Origin of the sequence: Pararhodobacter marinus, from assembly GCF_003122215.1 — a bacterium.
Taxonomy (GTDB): domain Bacteria; phylum Pseudomonadota; class Alphaproteobacteria; order Rhodobacterales; family Rhodobacteraceae; genus Pararhodobacter; species Pararhodobacter marinus.
In genome coordinates this window covers 34,121-55,001 of sequence record NZ_QEYD01000014.1, presented here as the reverse complement: position 1 = coordinate 55,001, position 20,881 = coordinate 34,121, and the positions used below count along the sequence as shown (strand labels likewise).

Here is a 20,881-nt window from a genome sequence, read left to right as displayed (position 1 = left end):
ACGCGCGGACGAGATAGGCCCGGAGGCAAGAACCGATGACGATCCACACCCACGACGACGCGTATGAACCCGCCCACACCGCATCCCAGACCGCCCATGCGCTCGACGAGCTGCAGCTTTACGGCTACCGCCCCTTTGACGAGCCCGATCCGCGCCCGATGCCCGATGGGCAGCGCCTTGCAGTTGCCGTCGCCGACATCTTCGATGCCCTCGTCGCGAGCCTGGAAGACACCCGCATGGAACCCGACCTCGAAGAGGTGCTCTGGGGCCAGGTCAACCTCTTCCACCGCGCCACGGCGAGGATTGAGCGGTCGCTCGATGAGAACGAACAGGCGCAGCGCCGCCTCCAGCGCGAGCAGGACGGCTCCGAGGTGAAATCCACCGAACTCGAGCGCCTGACGGCCGAAGGCCTGACGCTGATCGAACGGCGCAACTGCATGGACATGATGCGCGATCACGCCGCCACCGAGTTTGTCCATCACACGGGATCGACCTGGCGCCCCCGCACCGGCTCGATGGTGAACCGCCAGCACATGACTGCGGCGCTCATTGACAGCCGCGACTTCCTCGCCGCCAAGCGCCGCGCGGAAACCGAGGTGATGCTCCCCGCAGGCCCCAAAGTCGCCCTCACCGGTGGAACCGACTTCAACGATCACCGCCTGATCTGGGGCAAGCTCGATCAGGTCCGGACCAAACATCCCGACATGGTCCTTCTGCATGGTGGAAGCCCGAAGGGCGCAGAACTCATCGCCGCCAAATGGGCCGAGGCCCGCGGCGTGACGCAGGTGGCCTTCAAGCCGGACTGGAGCAAGCACGCCAAGGCCGCGCCTTTCAAGCGCAACGACGCGATGCTGGATGTGCTCCCCGTGGGTGTTCTCGTCTTCCCGGGCACCGGCATCCAGGAGAACCTCGCCGACAAGGCCAAAAAGCTCGGCATCCCGGTCATGAAGTTCGAGAAGGGGGCGTGAGCCCCTTTGCCCTCACGGGGGACATCACGGTGGAAGCACGCGCTTCCACCTGATATCATGGCATAAACCCCGCGACCGGATTGCGACATGTTTGATAGCGTCAGCCAACTGGAGATCTTCCCCACCGAGCTACGGATGCGGCGGATCGATCCAGCCTGCAACATGCGGCGATTTTACCGCATGAGCATTCAGCCCGATCTCTTCGGCGGGGCGAGCCTCGTACGTGAATGGGGCCGCATCGGCGCGCGCGGGCAGATGATGATCGAGCAGCATCCGGATGAAGGGCGCGCCGTCACCGCGCTGATGAAGCTTGCCGCGGTGAAGAAGCGGCGGGGGTATGCATGAAGTGCGCGCTCAACGACATTGCGCACAAACCAGACAAAATCCAGAAGAAGGAGAGATGGCACTCGATCCTGACAAGATTGATGATGCGGCTATCTAGCGGCAAAGCAAGACTAAACTGAAGTTCGCTGCAGCTGTAATTTGCGCTGGCCCAAGTGAGGGAAATGCACATGAAGACTGACGCTTGGCTTCGCCCGTTGACGCGATTTCATGTCTTTGACAGCACGAACAGCTTTGCGCATTTATTTTCAGGGCGTTGCACATCCACCCGTGAGAGTTAGTGTGACATTATTGCTGGACATGTGACCTCTGGGGGAACTTTTGCGGATTATCGACAACACAACCACGCTGCTGGGAGATGATCTGAAAAGCGAGCTGTCCGGCGCGTCGAAATTTCGGGTCGCCGCTGCGTGCTTCTCAATTTACGCATTCGATGCCCTGAAAACGGAATTAAGTGAACTAAAAGAGTTTGAGTTCATCTTTACCACACCGACGTTTACCCCAAACGGCGCGATCGACCGCATCAAGAAGGAGAGACGTGAGTTTTTCATTCCCAGGGGGCGAGCGGCAGAAACGCTGTCAGGCAGCGAGTTTGAAATTCAGCTTCGGAACAAAATGACTCAACGGGCGGTCGCGCGGGAATGTGCGAACTGGATCCGCAAGAGGGCGCGATTCAAATCGAACGTCACATCAGCACCGATGCAGCAGTTCGGACATGTGCAGCGGTCCGAGACCGGTGCGGCCTATATGCCGCTGTCAGGGTTTACCGCTGTTGACCTAGGGTATCAGCGGGGGGATGCGATCTCAAGTTACACACAGGTCATGGATGAGCCCCAGTTTGCGCAGACCTACCTGAACCTCTTTGACCAGATCTGGAATGATGAGGAAAAGCTGCGAGATGTCACGGCCGAGGTCCTTGAGCACATCGAGTCCGTGTACCAGGAGAACCCTGCCGAGCGGGTCTACTTCATGATTCTGTTCAACCTGTTCAGCGACTTCCTGAGCGAGATCGATGAGGACGTTCTGCCTAAGGATCGAACGGGTTATCTTGAAAGTCTTGTTTGGCAGAAGCTCTTCAATTTCCAGCGAGATGCCGCCGTAGGCGTTATCAACAAGCTGGAAACTTATAACGGGTGCATTCTAGCCGACAGTGTGGGGCTGGGCAAAACCTTCACGGCTCTGGCGGTGGTGAAGTATTACGAACTGCGCAACAAGGACGTTCTGGTCCTGTGTCCGAAAAAGCTGGCAGACAACTGGCGCAATTATAATGCAAACCTGACCACCAACATTTTCGCCAAGGACCGGTTTCGGTACGACGTGTTATGCCATACGGACCTTTCACGAACGTCTGGCGAGTCATTCGGGATGCGGCTCGATCGTGTGAACTGGGGCAATTACGATCTGGTCGTCATCGATGAATCCCACAACTTCCGGAACAACGATGTCTACAAGGACCGCGAGACCCGTTACCAACGTCTGATGAACCAGGTGATCAAGGCCGGGGTCAAGACCAAAGTCCTGATGTTGTCGGCGACGCCGGTTAACAATCGTTTCACAGATCTCAGAAATCAGCTGGCGCTTGCCTATGAAGGGCATTCAGATGCCCTGAGCAAGAACCTGAAAACCAAAACCAGCGTGGAAGAGATATTTCGTCGTGCGCAGACTGCGTTTAACGTCTGGTCAAACTTACCCCCGGATCAAAGGACGCCAGCCTCCATCCTGAGGGCACTGGATTTTGATTTCTTCGAGCTGCTCGATGCGGTGACGATCGCGCGCTCCCGCAAGCATATCGAAACCTTCTACGACACAGCGGACATCGGCAAATTTCCAACGCGACTGAAGCCGTTGTCACATCATCTGCCGATTACGCACCGTGACGATGTCATCGGGTTCAACGAGATCTTCGCACAGCTGAGTGATCTGAAAATGGCCGTCTATGCACCGGTCAACTACATCCAGCCCAGTCGCCTGAAGAAATACGAAGACCTCTATGACACCAAGACCGAGGGCGGCAAAGGCACGCTTAAACAGGCTGATCGCGAGAAGAGTCTGCAAGCCCTGATGACAACCAACCTGCTCAAGCGGTTGGAAAGCTCGGTCCATGCATTCCGCAAGACCCTTGGAGCGCTGTCTGGCAATATCGGCCGGACGCTTGATGCGATTGCGCAGTTCGAGGCCGCGGGAGGAGCAGCGACTGTCGGGGATCTGGATATCGACCTGGAGGCCGTTGCGGATGAGGACGACGACTTCGCGGATTTCTCGGTCGGCAAGAAAATCAAGATCGACCTAGCCGATATGGACATCACCGCCTGGAAGCAGGAGCTGTCGGTCGACAAGATCATCATCGACGGCCTGATTGCCGAGATGGAGAAGGTCACGCCCGAGGATGACGCGAAGCTGCAGCATCTGATCGCAGAGATCGCGGGCAAGATGGCCAACCCGCTGAATGTCGGCAACCGCAAGGTGGTCGTCTTCACCGCCTATGCCGATACCGCGAACTACCTGTTTGACCAGCTCGCACCGTATTTTGCCGACGCACAGAACATTCACAGCGGCATTGTCACCGGCTCTGGCAACCCGCGCACCACGCTCAAGAAATACTATGACTTCCAGTCCGTCCTGACGCTCTTTGCCCCCCGCGCCAAGGAGAAGGACAAGATCATGCCCGATGATCCGGCTGAGCTGGACATCCTGATCGGCACCGACTGCATATCCGAGGGACAGAACCTTCAGGATTGCGACTACCTGATCAACTATGACATCCACTGGAACCCTGTCCGCATCGTCCAGCGCTTTGGCCGGATCGACAGGATCGGCTCGCCCAACACCCAGATTCAGCTGTCCAACTATTGGCCCGACATCAGCCTGGACGAATACATCAATCTCAAGGAACGCGTTGAGAACCGGATGCACATCGTCGACATGGCGGGCACCGGTGAGGATAACGTGCTCACCTCCAAAAGCTCGGACGTAGTCTACCGCAAGGACCAGCTTCAGCGCCTCCAGAACGAGGTGATCGAACTGGAGGACGTGAAGACCGGCATTTCCATCACCGACCTCGGCCTCAACGACTTCCGGATGGACCTGCTCAACTACCTCAAGACCCATGACGACCTGCCGCGCATGCCGCATGGGCTGCACACGGTCATCCCGTCCGACCCCAAGCGCGGCCTGCACCCCGGCGTGATCTTCACGCTGCGCAACATCCATGACAGCGTGAACGTCAACCAGCAGAACCGCCTGCATCCCTATTACCTGATCTACATCGGTCAGGACGGGCAGATCATCGCCGACCAGACACAAGTCAAACGCCTGCTCGACCTGATCCGGTCGGGCTGCAAGGGAAACACCATTCCATTTCGCGACCTTTGCACCGCCTTCAATGCGGAAACGCAGGACGGGCGCAAGATGGGGACATATTCGGGCCTGCTCAACGACGCCATCCGCTCGATGATCGAGGTCAAGGAAGAACGCGACATCGACAGCCTGTTCTCGGGCGGCCATACCACCGCACTGACCCAGACCATCGCGGGGCTGGAGGATTTCGAACTCATCGCCTTCATCGTGGTGCGCGACCCATGACGCTGTATCAATACCCGCCCCAGACCGCGCTCAAACGCGTGATCCCCAAGACCCGCATCTATGACGGGGCCGCCGCCAGCACGGCGCTGCGCGACCGTTTTGTGCGCGAGGTGGATCAGATCACTTGGGCGCACAAGCTTGCCCCCGAAACGCTGAACCTGCCAGCCACGCCCGCCGTGCCGGAAATTCAGGTGTTCCGCGTCACGCTCAAGGGCGATGCGCTGCACGACGACATCCTGCGCGCCATTGACCGCGCCATTCCCTTTCCGCTGATGTTCGAGCTGGTGGCGGGGGACCGCATCCAACCCGCCGCCGCCTACAAACGCCCGTCCGAGGCGGAGCGCGGCAAATGGGTGCTGTCCGATCCCTTGCGCGGGGAGTGGACCGCGCGTGACGCCCCCCGCGTGCCTTTGCCTGTGGCGGTCAACATGGGCGCGCTGTATGACAGGATGCTGTCCGTGCTGATGCCGATCGCACCCGTGCCGGGGGAGGATGTGGAGACCCGCCTTGCGCGACTGGCGGCAATCAGGGCAAAAGAGCGGGAGATTGCGCAGCTTCAATCCAAGCTGAAACGCGAAAGCCAGTTTAATCTCAAAGTGACGCTGCACGGCCAATTGGCCGAGGCACAGGCGGCCTTTGACCGTATGACAGACCCGGATCAAACGGGCGGGGGGAAACCATGAGTGACGAGATTGAAAAGCTGAAGATGCACAGCCCCGACCTGACCGCGCAGAACGTAGAGCGGATCGCGGCGCTGTTTCCGGGCTGCGTGACGGAAAGCAGGGGGCCGGATGGCACGCTGCGCCGCGCTGTGGATTTCGACCTGCTGCGGCAGGAATTGTCGGGCAGCATCGTGGACGGCCCGCAAGAGCGCTATCATCTGGACTGGCCGGGCAAGCGGCAGGCGCTGATCACGGCCAATGCCCCGATTGCGAAAACCCTGCGGCCCGTGCGGGCGGAGTCGGTGGATTTTGACATCACCCGCAACCTGTTCATCGAGGGCGACAATCTTGAGGCGCTCAAGCTGCTGCAAGAGACCTATCTGGGCAGGGTCAAGATGATCTATATCGACCCGCCCTATAATACGGGGAATGATTTTGTCTATGAGGATGACTTTGCCGAAAGCACGGCAGAGTTTCTGGCCAAGTCAAATCAGGTGGATGAGGCAGGCAATCGGCTGGTGGCTAATACGCAATCGAATGGACGGTTTCATTCGGACTGGTTGTCGATGATGTATTCTCGGCTAAGGGTATCCAAGAATCTGTTGGTTGAAGGTGGGATTGCCCTAATAAGTTGCGATGACATAGAAATCCATAATCTGCGAACAATTTCTGATGAGATTTTTGGCGCGTCAAGCTTCATCGCGCAGTTTGTGTGGAAGGCGAGACAATTCACAGACACGCGTTCAAAGTCAAATGTATCTACGGATCATGAATATATTATAGCTTATGCCAAATCTGGTGAAACATCTCTTCGTGGAGTGAAGCGCGACGAATCTAAGTTCAAAAACCCAGATAACGACCCGCGCGGCCCTTGGATGAGTAGAAGTATTCTTGGGTTGGCGACGGAGGCACAACGACCAAATCTTCACTACGATCTGATCGAACCAGACACTGGTAGAGTTTTCCCAGCCAGCCCAGCTTCAGGGTGGCGATATTCCAGAGACAAAATGAGGAAGTTGATAGAAGAAGGCTGCATAATTTTTCCATCCAAGGATGACGGGCGCCCGCGAGAGAAAAAATTTCGGTGCGACATGGTATCGGAGCTCATTTCATTCAGATCAGTTATAGATGATGTTTTCACGGCGGATGGCACAAAGGATGTCCGTGACCTTTTCGATGCTGATGTATTTCCGTTTCCAAAACCAGTTGCGCTCATTGAGAGACTTATTGAACAGGTGGCCGATGAAGATGATGATTTAGTTCTAGATTATTTTGCAGGTTCTGGCACGACATCACATGCTTTGATGCGCCTCAGTGCTTTGGACGGTGTGAACCGGAAGTTTATTTCCGTTCAACTGCCAGAAAACATCAAGGCGGATTCATCTGCGGGAAAGCTTGGTTTCAGTGACATCTGTGAAGTTACGAAAGAACGCATCCGCCGCGCCGGGGCGAAAATCCTCGAAGGGGAGTGTCACCCCGACTGGAACCGCGATGTGGGCTTTCGCGTGCTGAAAATCGACAGCTCGAACATGGCCGATGTCTATTACACCCCCGACGCCACAACACAGGCCGACCTGCTGACCCGCGTGGACAACATCAAACCGGATCGCACCCCCGAAGACCTGCTGTTTCAGGTGCTGCTCGACTGGGGCGTTGACCTGACCCTGCCCATCACCCGCGAGAGCCTTGACGGCAAGACCATCTTTACCGTCGCCGGCACCGCCCTGATCGCCTGCTTTGACAACGGCGTGGATGAAACCCTCGTCAAAACCCTCGCCACCCGCCACCCCCTGCGCATGGTGTTCAAGGACACGGGCTTCAAGGACGACGCGACCAAGATCAACGTGAAGCAGATCTTCAAATCCCTGTCGCCCGATACAGACGTCAAAGCCATCTGATGACCCCCGCCGAGCTGCGCCTCAAACTGACCGACCTGATCGCCACCTGGGAAAACGAGGTGGTCGAGTTCAAGGAGGCGTCGAACGATTACGACACCGACAAGATCGGGCGCTATTTCTCGGCCCTCGCGAACGAGGCGAACCTGCGCGACGCCGAGGCGGGCTGGCTGGTGTTCGGCGTCAGCAACCAGACACGCGCGGTGGTGGGCACCAGTTACCGGCCCGAGCGTGAACGCCTGGACAGTCTGAAGCAGCAGATCGCCCAAGGCGCCGACCCCACGATCACCCTGCGCCAGATCCACGAGGTGGATGTGGAGGGCGCGCGCGTGGTCATGCTCGAAGTGCCGCCCGCCCCGCGCGGGATGCCGATTTCTTGGAAAGGGCATTACTATGCCCGCTCAGGCGAGAGCCTCGCCCCGCTGAACATTGGCAAGCTGGAGGAGATCCGCGCGCAGACGCTGAACACCGACTGGAGCGCGCAGGTGGTGGACGGCGCCACGCTGGATGATCTCGACCCGACGGCGGTGGAGCGCGCGCGCAGCGACTTTGCCCTGAAGCATCAAAACCGGATTGACGCGGATGAGGTGCGCGGCTGGCCGGTGGCGACCCTGCTGGACCGCGCGAAGGTGACCCAACGCGGACAGGTGACCCGCACGGCGCTGTTGCTCTTGGGGCGTGCGGAAAGCGCCTACCTGCTGTCTCCCCATCCCGCGCAGATGACCTGGAAGCTGGTCGGACCGGAAACGGCCTATGAACATTTCGGCCCACCGTTCCTGCTGGCAACCTCGCAGCTCTATCAACGCATCCGCAACATCCAGCTGCGCCTGCTGCCCGATGACGAGCTGCTGCCGCATGAGGTGTCGAAATACGACCGGAAGGTGGTGCTGGAGGCGCTGCACAACTGCATCGCCCATCAGGATTACCGCCAGAACCAGCGGATCATCGTGACCGAGCGGCCGGATCGCTTGGTGTTGGAGAACGCAGGCCGGTTCTTTGAGGGCGCACCCGAGGATTATGTGCGCGGCGACAAGACGCCGAGGGGCTATCGCAACCCCTATCTGGTCCAGGCCATGGTCGAGCTGAACATGATCGACCAGATGGGCTATGGCATCCAGCGGATGTATGAAACGCAGCGTCGGCGCTATCTGCCGATGCCCGATTACGAGGTGGCGGGCGATGCCGTGGTTATGACGGTCTATGGCGGGGTTGTTGATCCGGCCTATACACGCGTTCTGATGGAAAACGGCGGCTTGAAGCTAACCGACGTGCTTGCGCTGGACAGAGTGCAGAAAGGGTTGGAGGTGCCGGATGCGGCGATCCAGGCGCTGAAGCGCAAGGGGCTGGTTGAGGGACGTAAACCTCGGTTCCGCGTCTCGGCTGCTGTCGCGGCTGCATCGTCCAAGAAGGCCGAATACATCAAGACCCGTGCTTTTGACGATCAGCATTACGCGGACATGGTGGTTGAGTTTCTACGAAAGTTCGGCAGCGCTTCACGAAAGGACGTTGATGACCTGCTCTGGGACAAGTTAAGCGACGCCTTGGATGACACGCAGAAGAGAAACAAAATCGGAAACCTTCTCAGTGGCTTACGGCGCAAAGACGTGATTTTTAACGCTGGCTCCAAACCTGCCCCACAATGGAAGCTGTGCGAATGAAACAAGAACATCCTACGAAAGAAATTACGAAAGAAGCGCTGGATTTAAGAAAGCGACAGTCATGAAGATCAAGTTCAAGTCGCAACCCTATCAGACCGATGCCGTCGATGCGGTAGTCGATTGCTTTGAGGGCCAGCCCCGGCAGGATGTTCTGAAATACACCATCGACCCCGGCGCAGACCGGCAGGCCAAGATGGAGGTGGAGGGTTTTGGCAACGCACCCGTCAAGCTGCCCGAGGATGTCTTGTTGGAGAACATCCGCAAGGTGCAGCGCGGTGCAATGCTGCCCCCGTCGGACAGCCTGACGCATCACACCGATGACAAGGGCAAGACCAAGCCCGCCAGCTACAAGCCCGGCGCGCAGATCAACCTCGACGTCGAGATGGAGACAGGCACGGGCAAGACCTATGTCTACATCAAGACCATGTTCGAGATGCACAAGCGCTATGGCTGGTCCAAGTTCATCATCATGGTGCCTAGTGTTGCGATCCGCGAAGGGGTGGCCAAGTCGATCCAGATGACGGCTGAGCATTTCCAGCAGGAATACGGCAAGAAGGTCCGGGCGTTCGTCTATAATTCAAAGCGGCTGCACGAGCTGGAGAGCTTTTCGTCGGACGCGGGCATCAACGTGATGGTGATCAACGTTCAGGCGTTTAACGCGTCAGGGGCGGATAACCGGCGGATCTATGACGAGCTGGACGATTTCCAGTCGCGCAAGCCCATCGACGTGATCGCCAAGAACCGCCCCATCCTGATCCTGGACGAGCCGCAGAAAATGGAAGGGCCAGCGACGCAAAAAAGCTTACCGCTGTTCAACCCGCTGTTCATCCTGCGCTATTCGGCGACGCACAGAACCGTTCACAACAAGGTGCATCGTCTGGATGCGGTGGATGCCTTCAACAGGAAGCTGGTCAAGAAGATCAAGGTGCGCGGTGTGGAAACCAAAGGCCTGAGCGGGACAAACCCCTATCTGTTCCTGCACCGGATCGAGACCTCAAGCGCCGCGCCGGTCGCCTGGGTGGATATCGAGGTCAAGATGCAGAGCGGGATCAAACGTGTCGCCCGCAAGCTGGAACAGGGGCGCAACCTGTTCGATCTGTCCAAGGGGCTGGAGGTCTACAAGGATTTCGTTGTCAGCAATATCGATGCCCGCGATGACACGGTGCATTTCACCAATGGTGATGTTCTGCACGCAGGTGAGGCGTCGGGCGATGTGACAGAACGTGATATCCGGCGCATTCAGATCCGCGAGACGATCTCGGCCCACCTGGAACGCGAGCAGGTGCTGTTCGCGCGCGGGATCAAGGTGCTGTCGCTGTTCTTCATCGACGAGGTGGTGAAGTATCGTGACTACGACCAGGCTGACGAGCAGGGCGAATATGCCAGGGTGTTCGAGGAGGAATACGAGCAGGCGGTTGAGGAGCTTCTTGCTGAATTGCCGCTGGAGAATGTGGAGTATCGCGACTATCTGGCCGGTATCGAGGTGGCCAAGACCCATCGTGGGTATTTCTCGATCGACAAGAAGGGGCGGATGACGGACCCCAAGGCCGCCGCCCGTGGTGAGTTGGCAGGCCAATCGACCGAACCGAGTGATTACGATCTGATCCTGAAGGACAAGGAGCGTTTGCTGTCCTTCGAGGAACCCACACGTTTCATCTTTTCCCACTCGGCCCTGCGTGAAGGTTGGGACAACCCCAATGTCTTTGTGATGTGCATGCTCAAGCACAATGAGAGCCAGAACACCATCTCACGCCGTCAGGAGGTCGGGCGCGGTCTGCGGATCGCGGTCAATCGCAATGGCGAGCGGATGGATCATCCGGTGACCGTGCATGACATCAACGTGCTGACCGTGGTCGCATCGGAAAGCTACAAGGGGTTCGTGACGGCCCTGCAGAAGGAGATCGTCGAGAACCTGTCGGCCCGACCCAAGCAGGCGGATGCCGAGTATTTTGACGGCAAGACGTTGAAAACCGGCGATCTGGAGTTGGTCTTGGACAAATCGCTTGCCAAAAAGTTGGAGCGCTTCCTGATCAAGAGCGACTATGTCGATGAAGATGGCCACATCACCGCTGCCTATCATGAGGCCCGCAAGGCAGAGGAGCTCGCAGAGCTTCCCGAAGAACTGGAAGCGCACCGCGATGCCGTCTTCGCGCTGATCGACACGGTGTTCAATGGCCGGGCCATCGACGACATGTTCAGCGATGGGCGCACCCCCAAGCGAAATCGGCTGAATGAAAATTTCCAGCGGAAGGAATTTCAAGAGCTATGGCGCAGGATAAACCGAAAGGCCGTCTATCAGGTCGAGTTCGACAGCGTCGCATTGGTTAAAAGCTGTATTAACCGGTTGGAACGCGACCTTCAGGTTGCCCCGCTGCAATATCTGGTGACAGAGGGTGCCTTGTCCGATGATGTCACTGATGAGAGCCTTAGGGCTGGTAGTGCCTTCGTGCAGGGGAAAATTCGGTCCGAGAGTGGCAAGAGCGCGCATTCTCGCGTGTCATACGACGTCATTGGTTCCATCGCACAGAATACCGATCTGACCCGCAAGACCGTGGGCGAAATCCTGGCGGGGATCCAACCGGCAAAATTTGGTGAGTTCGCCAAGAACCCTGAACAATTCATCGCTGATGCCTCGCACTTGATCCAAGAGCAAAAAGCAACCGCGATCATCGAAAAGCTGACCTACGATGCGGTTGAAGAGCGCTATGATTCCGAGCTGTTCACGGCGGGCGAAACGGGCAACGACTTCAAGAAGGCGACCGAGAAGCTGAAGAACCACGTCTATGATTATGCTATCGTGGATTCAAAGGTAGAGCGCGACTTTGTCAGGGATCTCGATACAAGCGCAGAGGTTGTCGTTTACTCCAAACTGCCACGCGGCTTCCTGATCCCGACACCCGTTGGGGACTACAACCCTGATTGGGCGATCGCGTTCAAAGAAGGCGGTATCAAACATCTCTACTTCGTCGCAGAGACAAAGTCTGACCTCCCCTCGATGAAGATGCGTGAACTGGAACAGACCAAGATCAAATGTGCGCGAAAGTTCTTTGACGAAATCGGTCGACGGATAAATGACAACAGCGTCAAGTACGATGTGGTTACCAGCTACTCTGAGCTGATGGCGTTGGTTAAGCATGTAGGGTAAAGAAATCGCAGTAGCTGCCTCAAGTTCTCTGCTGTCGGTAAACCGATTATTTCCCGTTTGTCGATCTGGGTGCCCTGCAATGCAAATTTATGTTTTTAAATGATATGGTATCATAAACGAATCCCTTTTTGCCCAGGGTTCACTCCTTTCTCTCCTCACCCAAGCTCAGCCAATACCGCGTATGCCGCCGCTCCCCGGTCCGGTTCAGCGCGCCCATCTCGACCAGGTCCTGAAGATCCCGGGTCGTGGTCGCGCGCGATGTGCCGGTGATGGCGATGTAATTCTCGGCGCTGAGCCCGCCCTTGAACCCCTCGGGCCCCTCTCGGAACATGCGCTCGATCACCTTGGCCTGCCGGTCGTTCAGCCGATCGCAGAACTGGTCGTAGAACTTTGCCTTGGCGATGAAGAAGGCAACCCGCGTCAGTGTGACCTGCTGCGCGTTCAACACCGTCTCGCCGAACCACAGAAGCCACGCGGTCACATCCAGCGTTTTCTGGTGGGCTTCGAGCTGGTCGAAATAACCCTTGCGGTCGCGTTCGATCGTGTAAGCCAGCGCGATCAGGCTCGGCTGGCCGATATTCTGCGCGAGGGATTTTTCAGCCAGAGCGCGGCCCAAGCGGCCATTGCCGTCCTCGAATGGATGGACGCTTTCGAACCACAGATGCCCAAGTGCCGCGCGCGTTAGCGCGGGCAATGGCGTGGACCCCTCTGGCGCCGTGCGGTTGAACCAGTCGACGAACACGTCCATTTCGCCTTGGACTTGCGCCGATGGCGGCGCTTCGAAATGCACCGTCGGTCGGTCAATGCGGCCGGAGATGATCTGCATCGCGTCGTCATGCCGGCGGTAGGCACCGATCGTCTCGAGGCCGCGGTCATGGGACAGAAGCATGCCGTGCCAGTGAGAGAGCGTGTCGTGGGTCAGAGGGGCCGCGTGGTTCGAATAGACATCGACCATCATTTCGGCGATGCCCCGCTCGCGGGGTTTTGATGGTGCGCCCTCCGTGGTCAGTCCGAACTGCCGCCGCAACGAGGACTGGACGCTGGACCGGTCCAGAACCTCGCCCTCGATGGCGCTCGTCCGCATCGCCTCCTCACTCAGAAGCTCAATGCGCAGCCGGTCGCGCTCCTCGCCTGTCACATGGCGGACCGCACCAAGGATTTCGCCTGAGGACAGCAGAAATCGCCGTTCGAGTGGCTCGATCGCAGCGCGGTCATAGCGAAAGTTCGGCCAGTCGGGTTGTGTCCAGTTCCAGCGCATGAGCTATAGAACCCCTTTCTATAACTCACTATGTGGCAAATAGATGATTTATGGAAGTGGGTTCTATGCACCACCAACGAGTCCAAAGGTTGGACACATCTCCATGTAACGGCCCGGATCAGCCGTACTGTATCCGATCAGACAGAGGTCAGGCGGCGTCGTTTATTGGTTCGTAGCGAACCTCGGCCAAAGCATCGTCCAGCCACGCGGGCTGCAGATCGCCATTGTTCCATTGGTAGAGGAAGCCCACCAGAATGTCGGTCTTCTTGCAGAGGATGCGCATGATCGGTTCGCCGGTGAGGCGGGGTTTTGGGGTCATGACGCGCTCCTGCTTTCTGGACCTCATAACTGGTTAAAGGGAGGTCAAAAATTTCTTGTCGGCGGTGTTAACGACAGGTTTCTGCAACTGCAAGGTGTGGGCGGTAGCTTCGGCAAAAACCCACCGACAAAAGGACAAGTTGTCTTTATAGTCAGGTTGTTGACGTATCATTTTCTGTATTCTGCGCTGCAGCGCGAACGGCAATCTCGTCCAGAAGTATGTCGATCTCCGTCCAGACGCGCGGCTCGATCTGGCCGCGGATCAAGGCCCACTTGCTGAGCACATCGAGGGGGTCATGGGCGTGCAGGATGGAAGTCAGCGCATTGGCATCGACGGCCAGTGAAGTGCGCGCGCGCCATTCGGTGATCCGCGTTCTCTGCTCTTCGGATGGTGGGACGAACTCTGGCCCCAGCTGCCAGGTCTTCACGGCACGGCGCAGGGCGGCCCGGATGACATGGGCGGGATCGACGCCGCAGTCGATGAGGGCTTCTTCTTGCCGTTCCAGCGCGTTCACCCGGATATCGATCTTGCGGGTGGCCGGAATGCGTCGGACCCTGGGCTGCGACGCCGTCGGCGCCGTTATGATCTCTGTTGTTGTCTCCGGGCTTGGTTGCGGCGAAGGCACGGAAGGCCTGCTTGGCACCGGCGCTTGATCTTCATCCGCCACGTCTGCCGTCATGCTCATCGGCATCAGGACGGTCTCTTCCCGATCCGCCTCTTCCCTTCCCGGGTCTTTCTCCTCCTCCGGCCGAAGGGACGCGGCATAGGCTGGGTCGGGCCGGGTGATGGTTGGGATCTTTTTTCTCAACGCCCTGTCCTCACGCAGCCAAGATGTTGTTGAGGATGTCGGTGGCCTCCTCAAGGGCCTCGACGACATGACGGACATGTGGGCGCATGAGGGGGTTTGGATCGGCCTGCTTTTGCAGCGCGATGGCGTGAAGCAGGCCTTTCTCGTCCATCTCCTTGTAGACGTTGCGGCGCATCATCACCGTTTCGACCACGGGAAACCGGGCGATCGCCGCTTCGATCAAAGCGGCATCCGCGCGCGTGGCCTTCGGGTCGACCATGTTCAGAACGACATGGTGGCGCGGCAAGCTCGCCGGGTCATCGACGCGCGCGCGCAACCTTTCGAACCAGTCGGCGGTCTGCGCGCCAACATCGAGATCCGAGGTCGAGAGCATGACCGGCGTCACAATGTGATCGGCGAGAACCGCGATCCCGTCCGACCATTCCGCGCCGACGCCTGCCGTGTCGATAAAGACGAAATCCGCCGAGTCCGCATCATAGACCTGCTCGATCTTGCGATCGACGGCCCCGACACTCTCGACCGAGATTGACCGCAGCAGAGGCGACCCCAGACCCGCCGCTTCAGCTCGTTCGTGCCAGGCGCCAAGCACTCCGGTGCTATCAGTGTCGATCAGCAGAACCCGACGCCCGGCAGCCACGGCAGCGCTGATCAGGGCGCGCGAGAGCGTGGTTTTGCCGCTCCCCCCTTTCCGGGCCATCGCGGCGATGACCACGAGATTGTCGTTGGGCATGGGGGGTGGACCTCCTGCAAGAATAGTGAATCGCTACAAAGATGCAATAATGTCGCTAACCTCTTGGTGCATCGGCGTCAAGCGGAAGGCGGGATGCACGATGCGGTGGGCATGATGCATTCGCCGTTGCGCGTTTTGCGGCGAGCAGACAGCGGGGCGCAGGGGACAGACGCCGCGATCCAGGTTGCGCGATGCTTTTGCCAAAAGACGTGCTGCATTCGGCATCCACCAAAGCACGTGAAGCGCGGAACGCGACGCGAGGTGCACGCGACGCCGTGCATTGTGAGGGGCGCGCGATGCGGGCTGCAATCGACACGTCCCACTTGCCCGAAGACGCGCTGCAGAGCGCAAAAGACACCGTGCATAAGACGTGATGCACGGTGCAGGGAACGCGGGGCGCGTTGCATTGAGCGCGTTGCGCGCTGCATTTGACAAAGGACGTCAAATCGGCCCTGTGGGCCAATTTTCTACATTGAGTACAAGCCCTTAATGCCTTCTCCGCTTGTGCTGGGAGAAGGCGGGCTTGTACGAAGGTGGCAAGAAATAGGAACGTATACTTCACATGGGCAGCAGTCGCAGACTGACCGATCAGGAGCGCCGTCAGATCGTCCGGGAACGGGCGAAAGGCGTCTCGGTCAGTGCGATCAGCGCTGTGCTGAAGGTCTCGCCCAAGACCGTCTACAACGTCCTCAGCCGAGGACGTTCCGCCGTCTCCGCCAACGACAGCCGTACCTGCGTGCTGACCATGCGCGTCACCGACCGCGACCTTCGCGGCTTCGATGCTGCTCTCGCGCGGCGCGGGATTGCGCATCGCTCGGATGCCATGCGCTCCCTGATGCTGGCCGCAGACGATCTCCTGCGCCCGGATGAGGGTATGACGGATGAGCTGAGAGGGATGAGCGCGGCGCTGAACCGGGTCGGCAACAACGTGAACCAGGTCGCGCGCCGCCTGAATGAGGCGAAGCTCAAGGGCGAGCGGCTGCCCTATACGCCCGCCAGCCATGCCGAGATCCGCGATCTCGCGGTGCTCGTCTTCGACATGGCCGACCAGATCCAGGAGATGTTCCGTGCGCGCCGCCGCGAACTGGACCTCGAAGTGACCAAGGCCCTCGCTGGTCTGGCGCAGCAGGAAGCGGAGCAGGTGGCCGAGCATGGCGCGGAGTGAGGCGCGCGGTATCGGGCCCGCCCTCTTCGATCGCGACTGGAGCCGGGTCTCGGGCAGTTGGCAGGGGTTGGCCAAGAAGGCGCAGATGGTTCGGGCGGCGCGCGGCTACTCGCCGGCCATCTTCAAGCCGATTTCCAAAGGCGGGTGCCACACCGGTGCGCAGCTCAAGGCCCAGATGACGTATCTCACCACCAAGTCGAGCCACATCCTCGACAGTCGTGGCATCCATGACGGTAAGAAAACCCTGACCGAGGCCGAGATCGACCGGGTCGTACGCCGATTTGAGAACCAATGGGGTGAGCGGCACAGCCCCAAGCTCGGCCACACCTCGCATCTCTTGATGGCCTTTCCCGTCGGCACCAGCGGTGAGGAGGTGCGCGCGATCACCGAGACCATCTGCGAGAAGTTCTTTCAAGGTGAGGGGTCGCAATTCGACTATATTGCTGCAATACACCAAGATCGCGCGCATCCACATGCGCATATCGTTCTGAACCGCCGCAGCAAGGATGGCGAAATGTTCTTTCTCGGGAAGGATCACCACTTCAACTACGACGCCTTTCGGGCGGCGATGGTCGAGGCGGCGCAGGTCCACGGGATCCGGCTCGAAGCGACACGGCGTCTTGACCGGGGGGTCACGACCTATCGCGCCGAGATCGACGAGGTCTACAAGGCCCGTGACGAAGCTCGGCCGCCGGTCGAGCGCCAGCGCACAGGCGCTGATCTCGCCGCAGCTCTGCAGACGGTGGCGCGCAACGCGCTGACCTATCGGGGTCTGGCTGCCGAGGCGTCCCGGTCGAACTTCGATGACGTGGCCGAGGCTCTCGAGCGGGCCAGCACCATCCTTGCCACTGGCGGTCAGATCCAATCTGACGGAGCCATCTATATGTCCCAAGACGAAACAGCGTTTGACACGCTGATCACCGAGTTCTCTCAAAACATCCGTCAGATCGAAGCGGCGATCGACCGGGCGCCCGCAACCGAGCGGCCAGAAATCGAGCGCAAGCTTACCGATGTGCTGGCCTCGGTCGCACATCTCAATCCGCTGGGGGACCGCTCGGCCGCGCTGCTTGATGCGCCCTCCCCAGACGGTATCTATGCGCGCGCCAATATGCGCGAAGACCAACTCGAACGCCTCGACGAGGGGGATGTGAAGGCACGGCTTACGGAGGCGCTGCAGGGCACGGGCATCGATCCGGAGGCCGTCGCCGCCCGCATGCGCGAGGGTGCCGCCAATGCAGCCCTCGAGCGCCAGTGGCTGGCACAGGATCTGCGCGCCATCGCCACTGCGGGCGACCTCGATCTGGAGAAGGGCGAGGATCGCGAGGAAGCGCTGGACCGGCTGGAAGCCGTTCACGTCCGCCTGGGCGACACCTTGACCGATGCGCGCATCTTGCGGGCGGTCGACGATGTCGATGAGGCGGAGGATGCCGAGGTCTCGCTCGCCGAGCGTCTGACGTCACTGGGCCGCGATCTCGACGACGCGGGACCGGACGTGTTCGCCCCGTCCGAGCGGCAGGACTTCCAGCAGCTGGTTGCCCATTTCCGACGGACGGATTTCACTCATCCGTTCTCGGATGACCCGTCCGTGCGCAGGGCCGGTGCCGTCGAAGTGGAAGAAGCCCGCGCCGCCTTCAACGCCTATGCACAGCGTTCGCCCGATCATGCCGAATTGGCCTCCATGGCATGGGACAAGATCACCGACAGCCGCAAGCCGCAGGAGTTCGCCGTCGAGGAGAAGGATCGCAGGCTCCACGCGGGCGATATGGACTTGGCTCTGCGCGATCCGACGCAACATCTCGGTCCGATCACCGAAGATGACCGCACCCTCGCGCGCTACCGCGCGGAAATGCCCGATGAAGAATTCGGGACGGCGGTGCAGGAGGAAATCAACCGCCTCCGCGCCATGGGTGCGTCGCGCGCCTATATCAGCGAGCGGAGTTTCGACATCGAGGATCAAGCGCGGCAAGACTATGCCGAGCGGCGCTTCATGGCTGAGACCGCCCCTGATGTGATGACGTTCCTCCAGCGGGCCGAGGCCGAGGATGGCACAGCTCTCTCCGAAACAGCTGGGCAGCGCCTGATCGAGCAGGTCGACCGAAACCTCACGCCAAACGCGGTCACCGCCCTGCGCGCCGGCCATGCAGATGTGCTGGACAAGTTCACCGAACATCCGCTGCGGCAGCTGGAACTCGCCAAGGTCTATCTGGAAAGCAGCGAGGTGACCGCCCACGGCCCTGCCATGGAGCGGGTTCTGGATGCCCTGGCCGAGGAACAGATCGAGGCGCAGCGCGCGCGTCACGCGGCGACCCATGGCGAGAAGGGGATCACCCATGGATAAGGGCAAGATCGCGGGCGGGATCCTCAGCCTGACGCTGGTCGGCCTCGCCATCGGCTACGTCGTGGCCACAGGCTATCTGATCCTGCGTTATGGGCTGTCGACCGAGCGCATCGATTTCACATTGCTCGCGCGGGAATACCGCGCGCTTGGGGCCACCGCCCCGAAGGACTTCCTTTGGGTGAACCTGATCCTGGGCGGCTTTGGCGTCGCAGCACTGCTGCTCAGCGTCACGCTTCTGGGCGAGGCGCTGACCCGGTTCGGCACGACACATTGGCAGACCAAGGCAGAGATGAAGCGCAACGGCTTTTTTGCCAAACCGGGCGGTGGGTTCCTGTTGGGCAAGCTTGGTCGCCCGAAATCGAAACGCCCGTTTCTTGTGTCGAAGAACTTCCCGCATGCGCTGATCGTGGCACCGACGGGTCGGGGCAAGGGGGTGGGCTTCGTGATCCCGAACCTTCTGACCTATAAAGGCTCGGCCGTGGTGCTCGACGTAAAGGGCGAGAACTTTCGCGAGACCTCGCGCTTCCGCGCCAGCATGGGCGACAAGGTATTCCGCTTCGCGCCGACCGACTGGGACCGGCCGACGCACCGCTACAACCCGCTGGCGCGCATCGCGGCCATGACCAATCCCGACCGGCAGCAGATGGAGTTGAAGCTCACCGCCAAGCTCTTCCTGCAGACAGATAACGAAAAGCTGAGCGGTCTTCTGGCCGGGGGCATCGACCTATTCGTGGCGGCCGGCCTTCTGGCCTTCGAGCGTGGCGTGCCAACCATCGGCGAGATCTACCGGATCACCGCCTCGGGCGGCGACAAGCAAAAGGAATACCTCAAGCGCGCGCAAGAGGTGAAGAACAAGTCGGCCAAGCTGATCTTCGAGCGCATGGCCTCGACCAACAATGACACCCTGACCTCCTACCTGTCGCTCCTGATGACTTCGGGTCTCGACACCTGGGACAACCGTGCGATCGACGCGGCCACCGCGACCTCGGACTTCTCCTTCCGGGACATCCGGCGTCGCCCCCACGCGATCTATCTCGTGGTCGAGTCTGAGATGATCCGGCCCTTGGCCCCGCTGATCAGGCTGTTCTTCTCCGACCTGATCGCCTCACTGCAGGCGCAAGAACCGGGGGACGACGAGCCCTGGCCCGTGATGATCATGCTCGATGAGTTCGACCGCCTTGGGAAAATGCCGATCGTCGCCGAAAGCATCAAGACGCTGCGATCCTTTGGCGGCAACCTCGCCATCGTCACCCAGACCATTCCGGCGCTGGACGAGATCTATGGCGAGAACACCCGCCGGTCGCTTCAGGGCGGTGCTGGCGTGAAGCTCTACCTTACCCCGTCTGAGCAGAAGACCATCGAAGAGCTAAGCCAGGCCGTGGGCAAGACCACCAAGCGTGTGATCACCCGGTCCCGCGCGGTCGGGCGCAACCCCTTCGAGGGGCGCAGCGTCTCCGAGCGGACCGAGGATACGCCGCTTCTGACCGAGGATCAGGCCCGACGGATGGACCTCGACGAGGTGATCCTCGTGATCGACGCGCAGATGCCGATCCGGGCGCGGCGGATCAAATACTTCGAGGACCCGGCACTAAAGGTGCTGCATGCCGGTCAGGCGGGGAGTTTCCCGTACCCCGATGAGGACGGGCTGCGGCGGGACCGGCAGATGACCGAGACGCGGGAGACGGTGGAGAAGCTGAAGCAGGAACTGCAGGAGGTAAGGACGACCGCGGGGGCGCAGGGGTCTGGGACTGCGTCCTCGTCGATGACCGTTGAGCCACCTGCAACGGAGACGCAGGATCCGCAGCCAGCGCCATCAGGTCGGGCGCGAGGTAGAGCCGCTCGTGCAGCAGCGGGTGGCGGTGGGTTAGGTCAGTTGTCGTTCGATCTGGCGGGACTCGGGATCAGAGGGGCGAACAGGTCAGAGTTGGCGGCAGCTGTTCAGACGACGCGGTCGATCATCGAAGTTCATGGATGAGCGATGATGGCCGCTTCGCGGACAGTGTCGTCCGGG

General features: G+C 59.8%; 14 protein-coding genes. 10 read left to right on the top strand and 4 right to left on the bottom strand.

Going from position 1 to position 20,881, the window contains the following annotated elements:
* Positions 1-35: 35 nt before the first annotated feature.
* The 7 genes from C4N9_RS19375 (at position 36) to C4N9_RS19345 (ending at position 12,252) form a co-directional block, all read left to right on the top strand.
* Positions 36-968 (top strand): DUF2493 domain-containing protein, encoded by a 933-nt coding sequence (locus C4N9_RS19375; protein WP_109535006.1) that lies wholly within the window; start codon positions 36-38, stop codon positions 966-968.
* An 87-nt stretch (positions 969-1,055) separates the two neighbouring features.
* Entirely contained in the window at positions 1,056-1,313 is a 258-nt protein-coding gene (locus C4N9_RS19370) for a WGR domain-containing protein (RefSeq protein ID WP_109535005.1), read from the top strand.
* Between the two features lie 318 nt (positions 1,314-1,631).
* Entirely contained in the window at positions 1,632-4,892 is a 3,261-nt protein-coding gene (locus C4N9_RS19365) for a helicase-related protein (RefSeq protein ID WP_109535004.1), read from the top strand.
* Positions 4,889-5,575, top strand: a complete 687-nt coding sequence (locus C4N9_RS19360; RefSeq protein ID WP_109535003.1) for a DUF4391 domain-containing protein — start codon at positions 4,889-4,891, stop codon at positions 5,573-5,575. Before C4N9_RS19365 ends, C4N9_RS19360 begins: the two co-directional genes overlap by 4 nt.
* Positions 5,572-7,452: a site-specific DNA-methyltransferase gene (locus C4N9_RS19355; RefSeq protein ID WP_210404078.1), complete on the top strand. Its 1,881-nt coding sequence runs from the start codon at positions 5,572-5,574 to the stop codon at positions 7,450-7,452. Before C4N9_RS19360 ends, C4N9_RS19355 begins: the two co-directional genes overlap by 4 nt.
* The gene (locus C4N9_RS19350) at positions 7,452-9,107 is read left to right on the top strand and encodes an RNA-binding domain-containing protein (RefSeq protein WP_109535002.1); all 1,656 of its coding nucleotides are present in this window, start codon (positions 7,452-7,454) and stop codon (positions 9,105-9,107) included. The genes C4N9_RS19355 and C4N9_RS19350 overlap by 1 nt, the downstream gene beginning before the upstream one ends.
* Positions 9,108-9,168: 61 nt before the next feature.
* Positions 9,169-12,252 (top strand): type III restriction-modification system endonuclease, encoded by a 3,084-nt coding sequence (locus C4N9_RS19345; RefSeq protein ID WP_109535001.1) that lies wholly within the window; start codon positions 9,169-9,171, stop codon positions 12,250-12,252.
* Positions 12,253-12,391: 139 nt separating this feature from the next.
* Here the strand turns inward: C4N9_RS19345 and C4N9_RS19340 are convergent, their stop codons facing one another.
* From C4N9_RS19340 to C4N9_RS19330, 4 genes are all read right to left on the bottom strand, one after another.
* The gene (locus C4N9_RS19340) at positions 12,392-13,510 is read right to left on the bottom strand and encodes a Fic family protein (protein WP_109535000.1); all 1,119 of its coding nucleotides are present in this window, start codon (positions 13,508-13,510) and stop codon (positions 12,392-12,394) included.
* Positions 13,511-13,658: 148 nt separating this feature from the next.
* Positions 13,659-13,829 (bottom strand): hypothetical protein, encoded by a 171-nt coding sequence (locus tag C4N9_RS21990; protein ID WP_168192290.1) that lies wholly within the window; start codon positions 13,827-13,829, stop codon positions 13,659-13,661.
* Positions 13,830-13,980: 151 nt separating this feature from the next.
* Positions 13,981-14,637: a hypothetical protein gene (locus C4N9_RS19335; RefSeq protein WP_109534999.1), complete on the bottom strand. Its 657-nt coding sequence runs from the start codon at positions 14,635-14,637 to the stop codon at positions 13,981-13,983.
* Positions 14,638-14,647: 10 nt separating this feature from the next.
* The gene (locus tag C4N9_RS19330) at positions 14,648-15,367 is read right to left on the bottom strand and encodes a ParA family protein (RefSeq protein ID WP_109534998.1); all 720 of its coding nucleotides are present in this window, start codon (positions 15,365-15,367) and stop codon (positions 14,648-14,650) included.
* 562 nt (positions 15,368-15,929) lie between these two features.
* Here C4N9_RS19330 and C4N9_RS19325 point away from each other — a divergent pair.
* Genes C4N9_RS19325 through C4N9_RS19315 form a run of 3 tightly spaced genes read left to right on the top strand, consistent with a single transcriptional unit; the run spans position 15,930 to position 20,845 of the window.
* A complete protein-coding gene (locus tag C4N9_RS19325) occupies positions 15,930-16,532 on the top strand; it encodes a helix-turn-helix domain-containing protein (RefSeq protein WP_109534997.1) in 603 nt (200 codons plus the stop codon).
* Complete coding sequence (locus C4N9_RS19320; RefSeq protein WP_109534996.1) at positions 16,519-18,870, top strand: relaxase/mobilization nuclease domain-containing protein; 2,352 nt, start codon at positions 16,519-16,521, stop codon at positions 18,868-18,870. Before C4N9_RS19325 ends, C4N9_RS19320 begins: the two co-directional genes overlap by 14 nt.
* Positions 18,863-20,845: a type IV secretory system conjugative DNA transfer family protein gene (locus tag C4N9_RS19315; protein WP_109534995.1), complete on the top strand. Its 1,983-nt coding sequence runs from the start codon at positions 18,863-18,865 to the stop codon at positions 20,843-20,845. The genes C4N9_RS19320 and C4N9_RS19315 overlap by 8 nt, the downstream gene beginning before the upstream one ends.
* Positions 20,846-20,881: the final 36 nt, after the last annotated feature.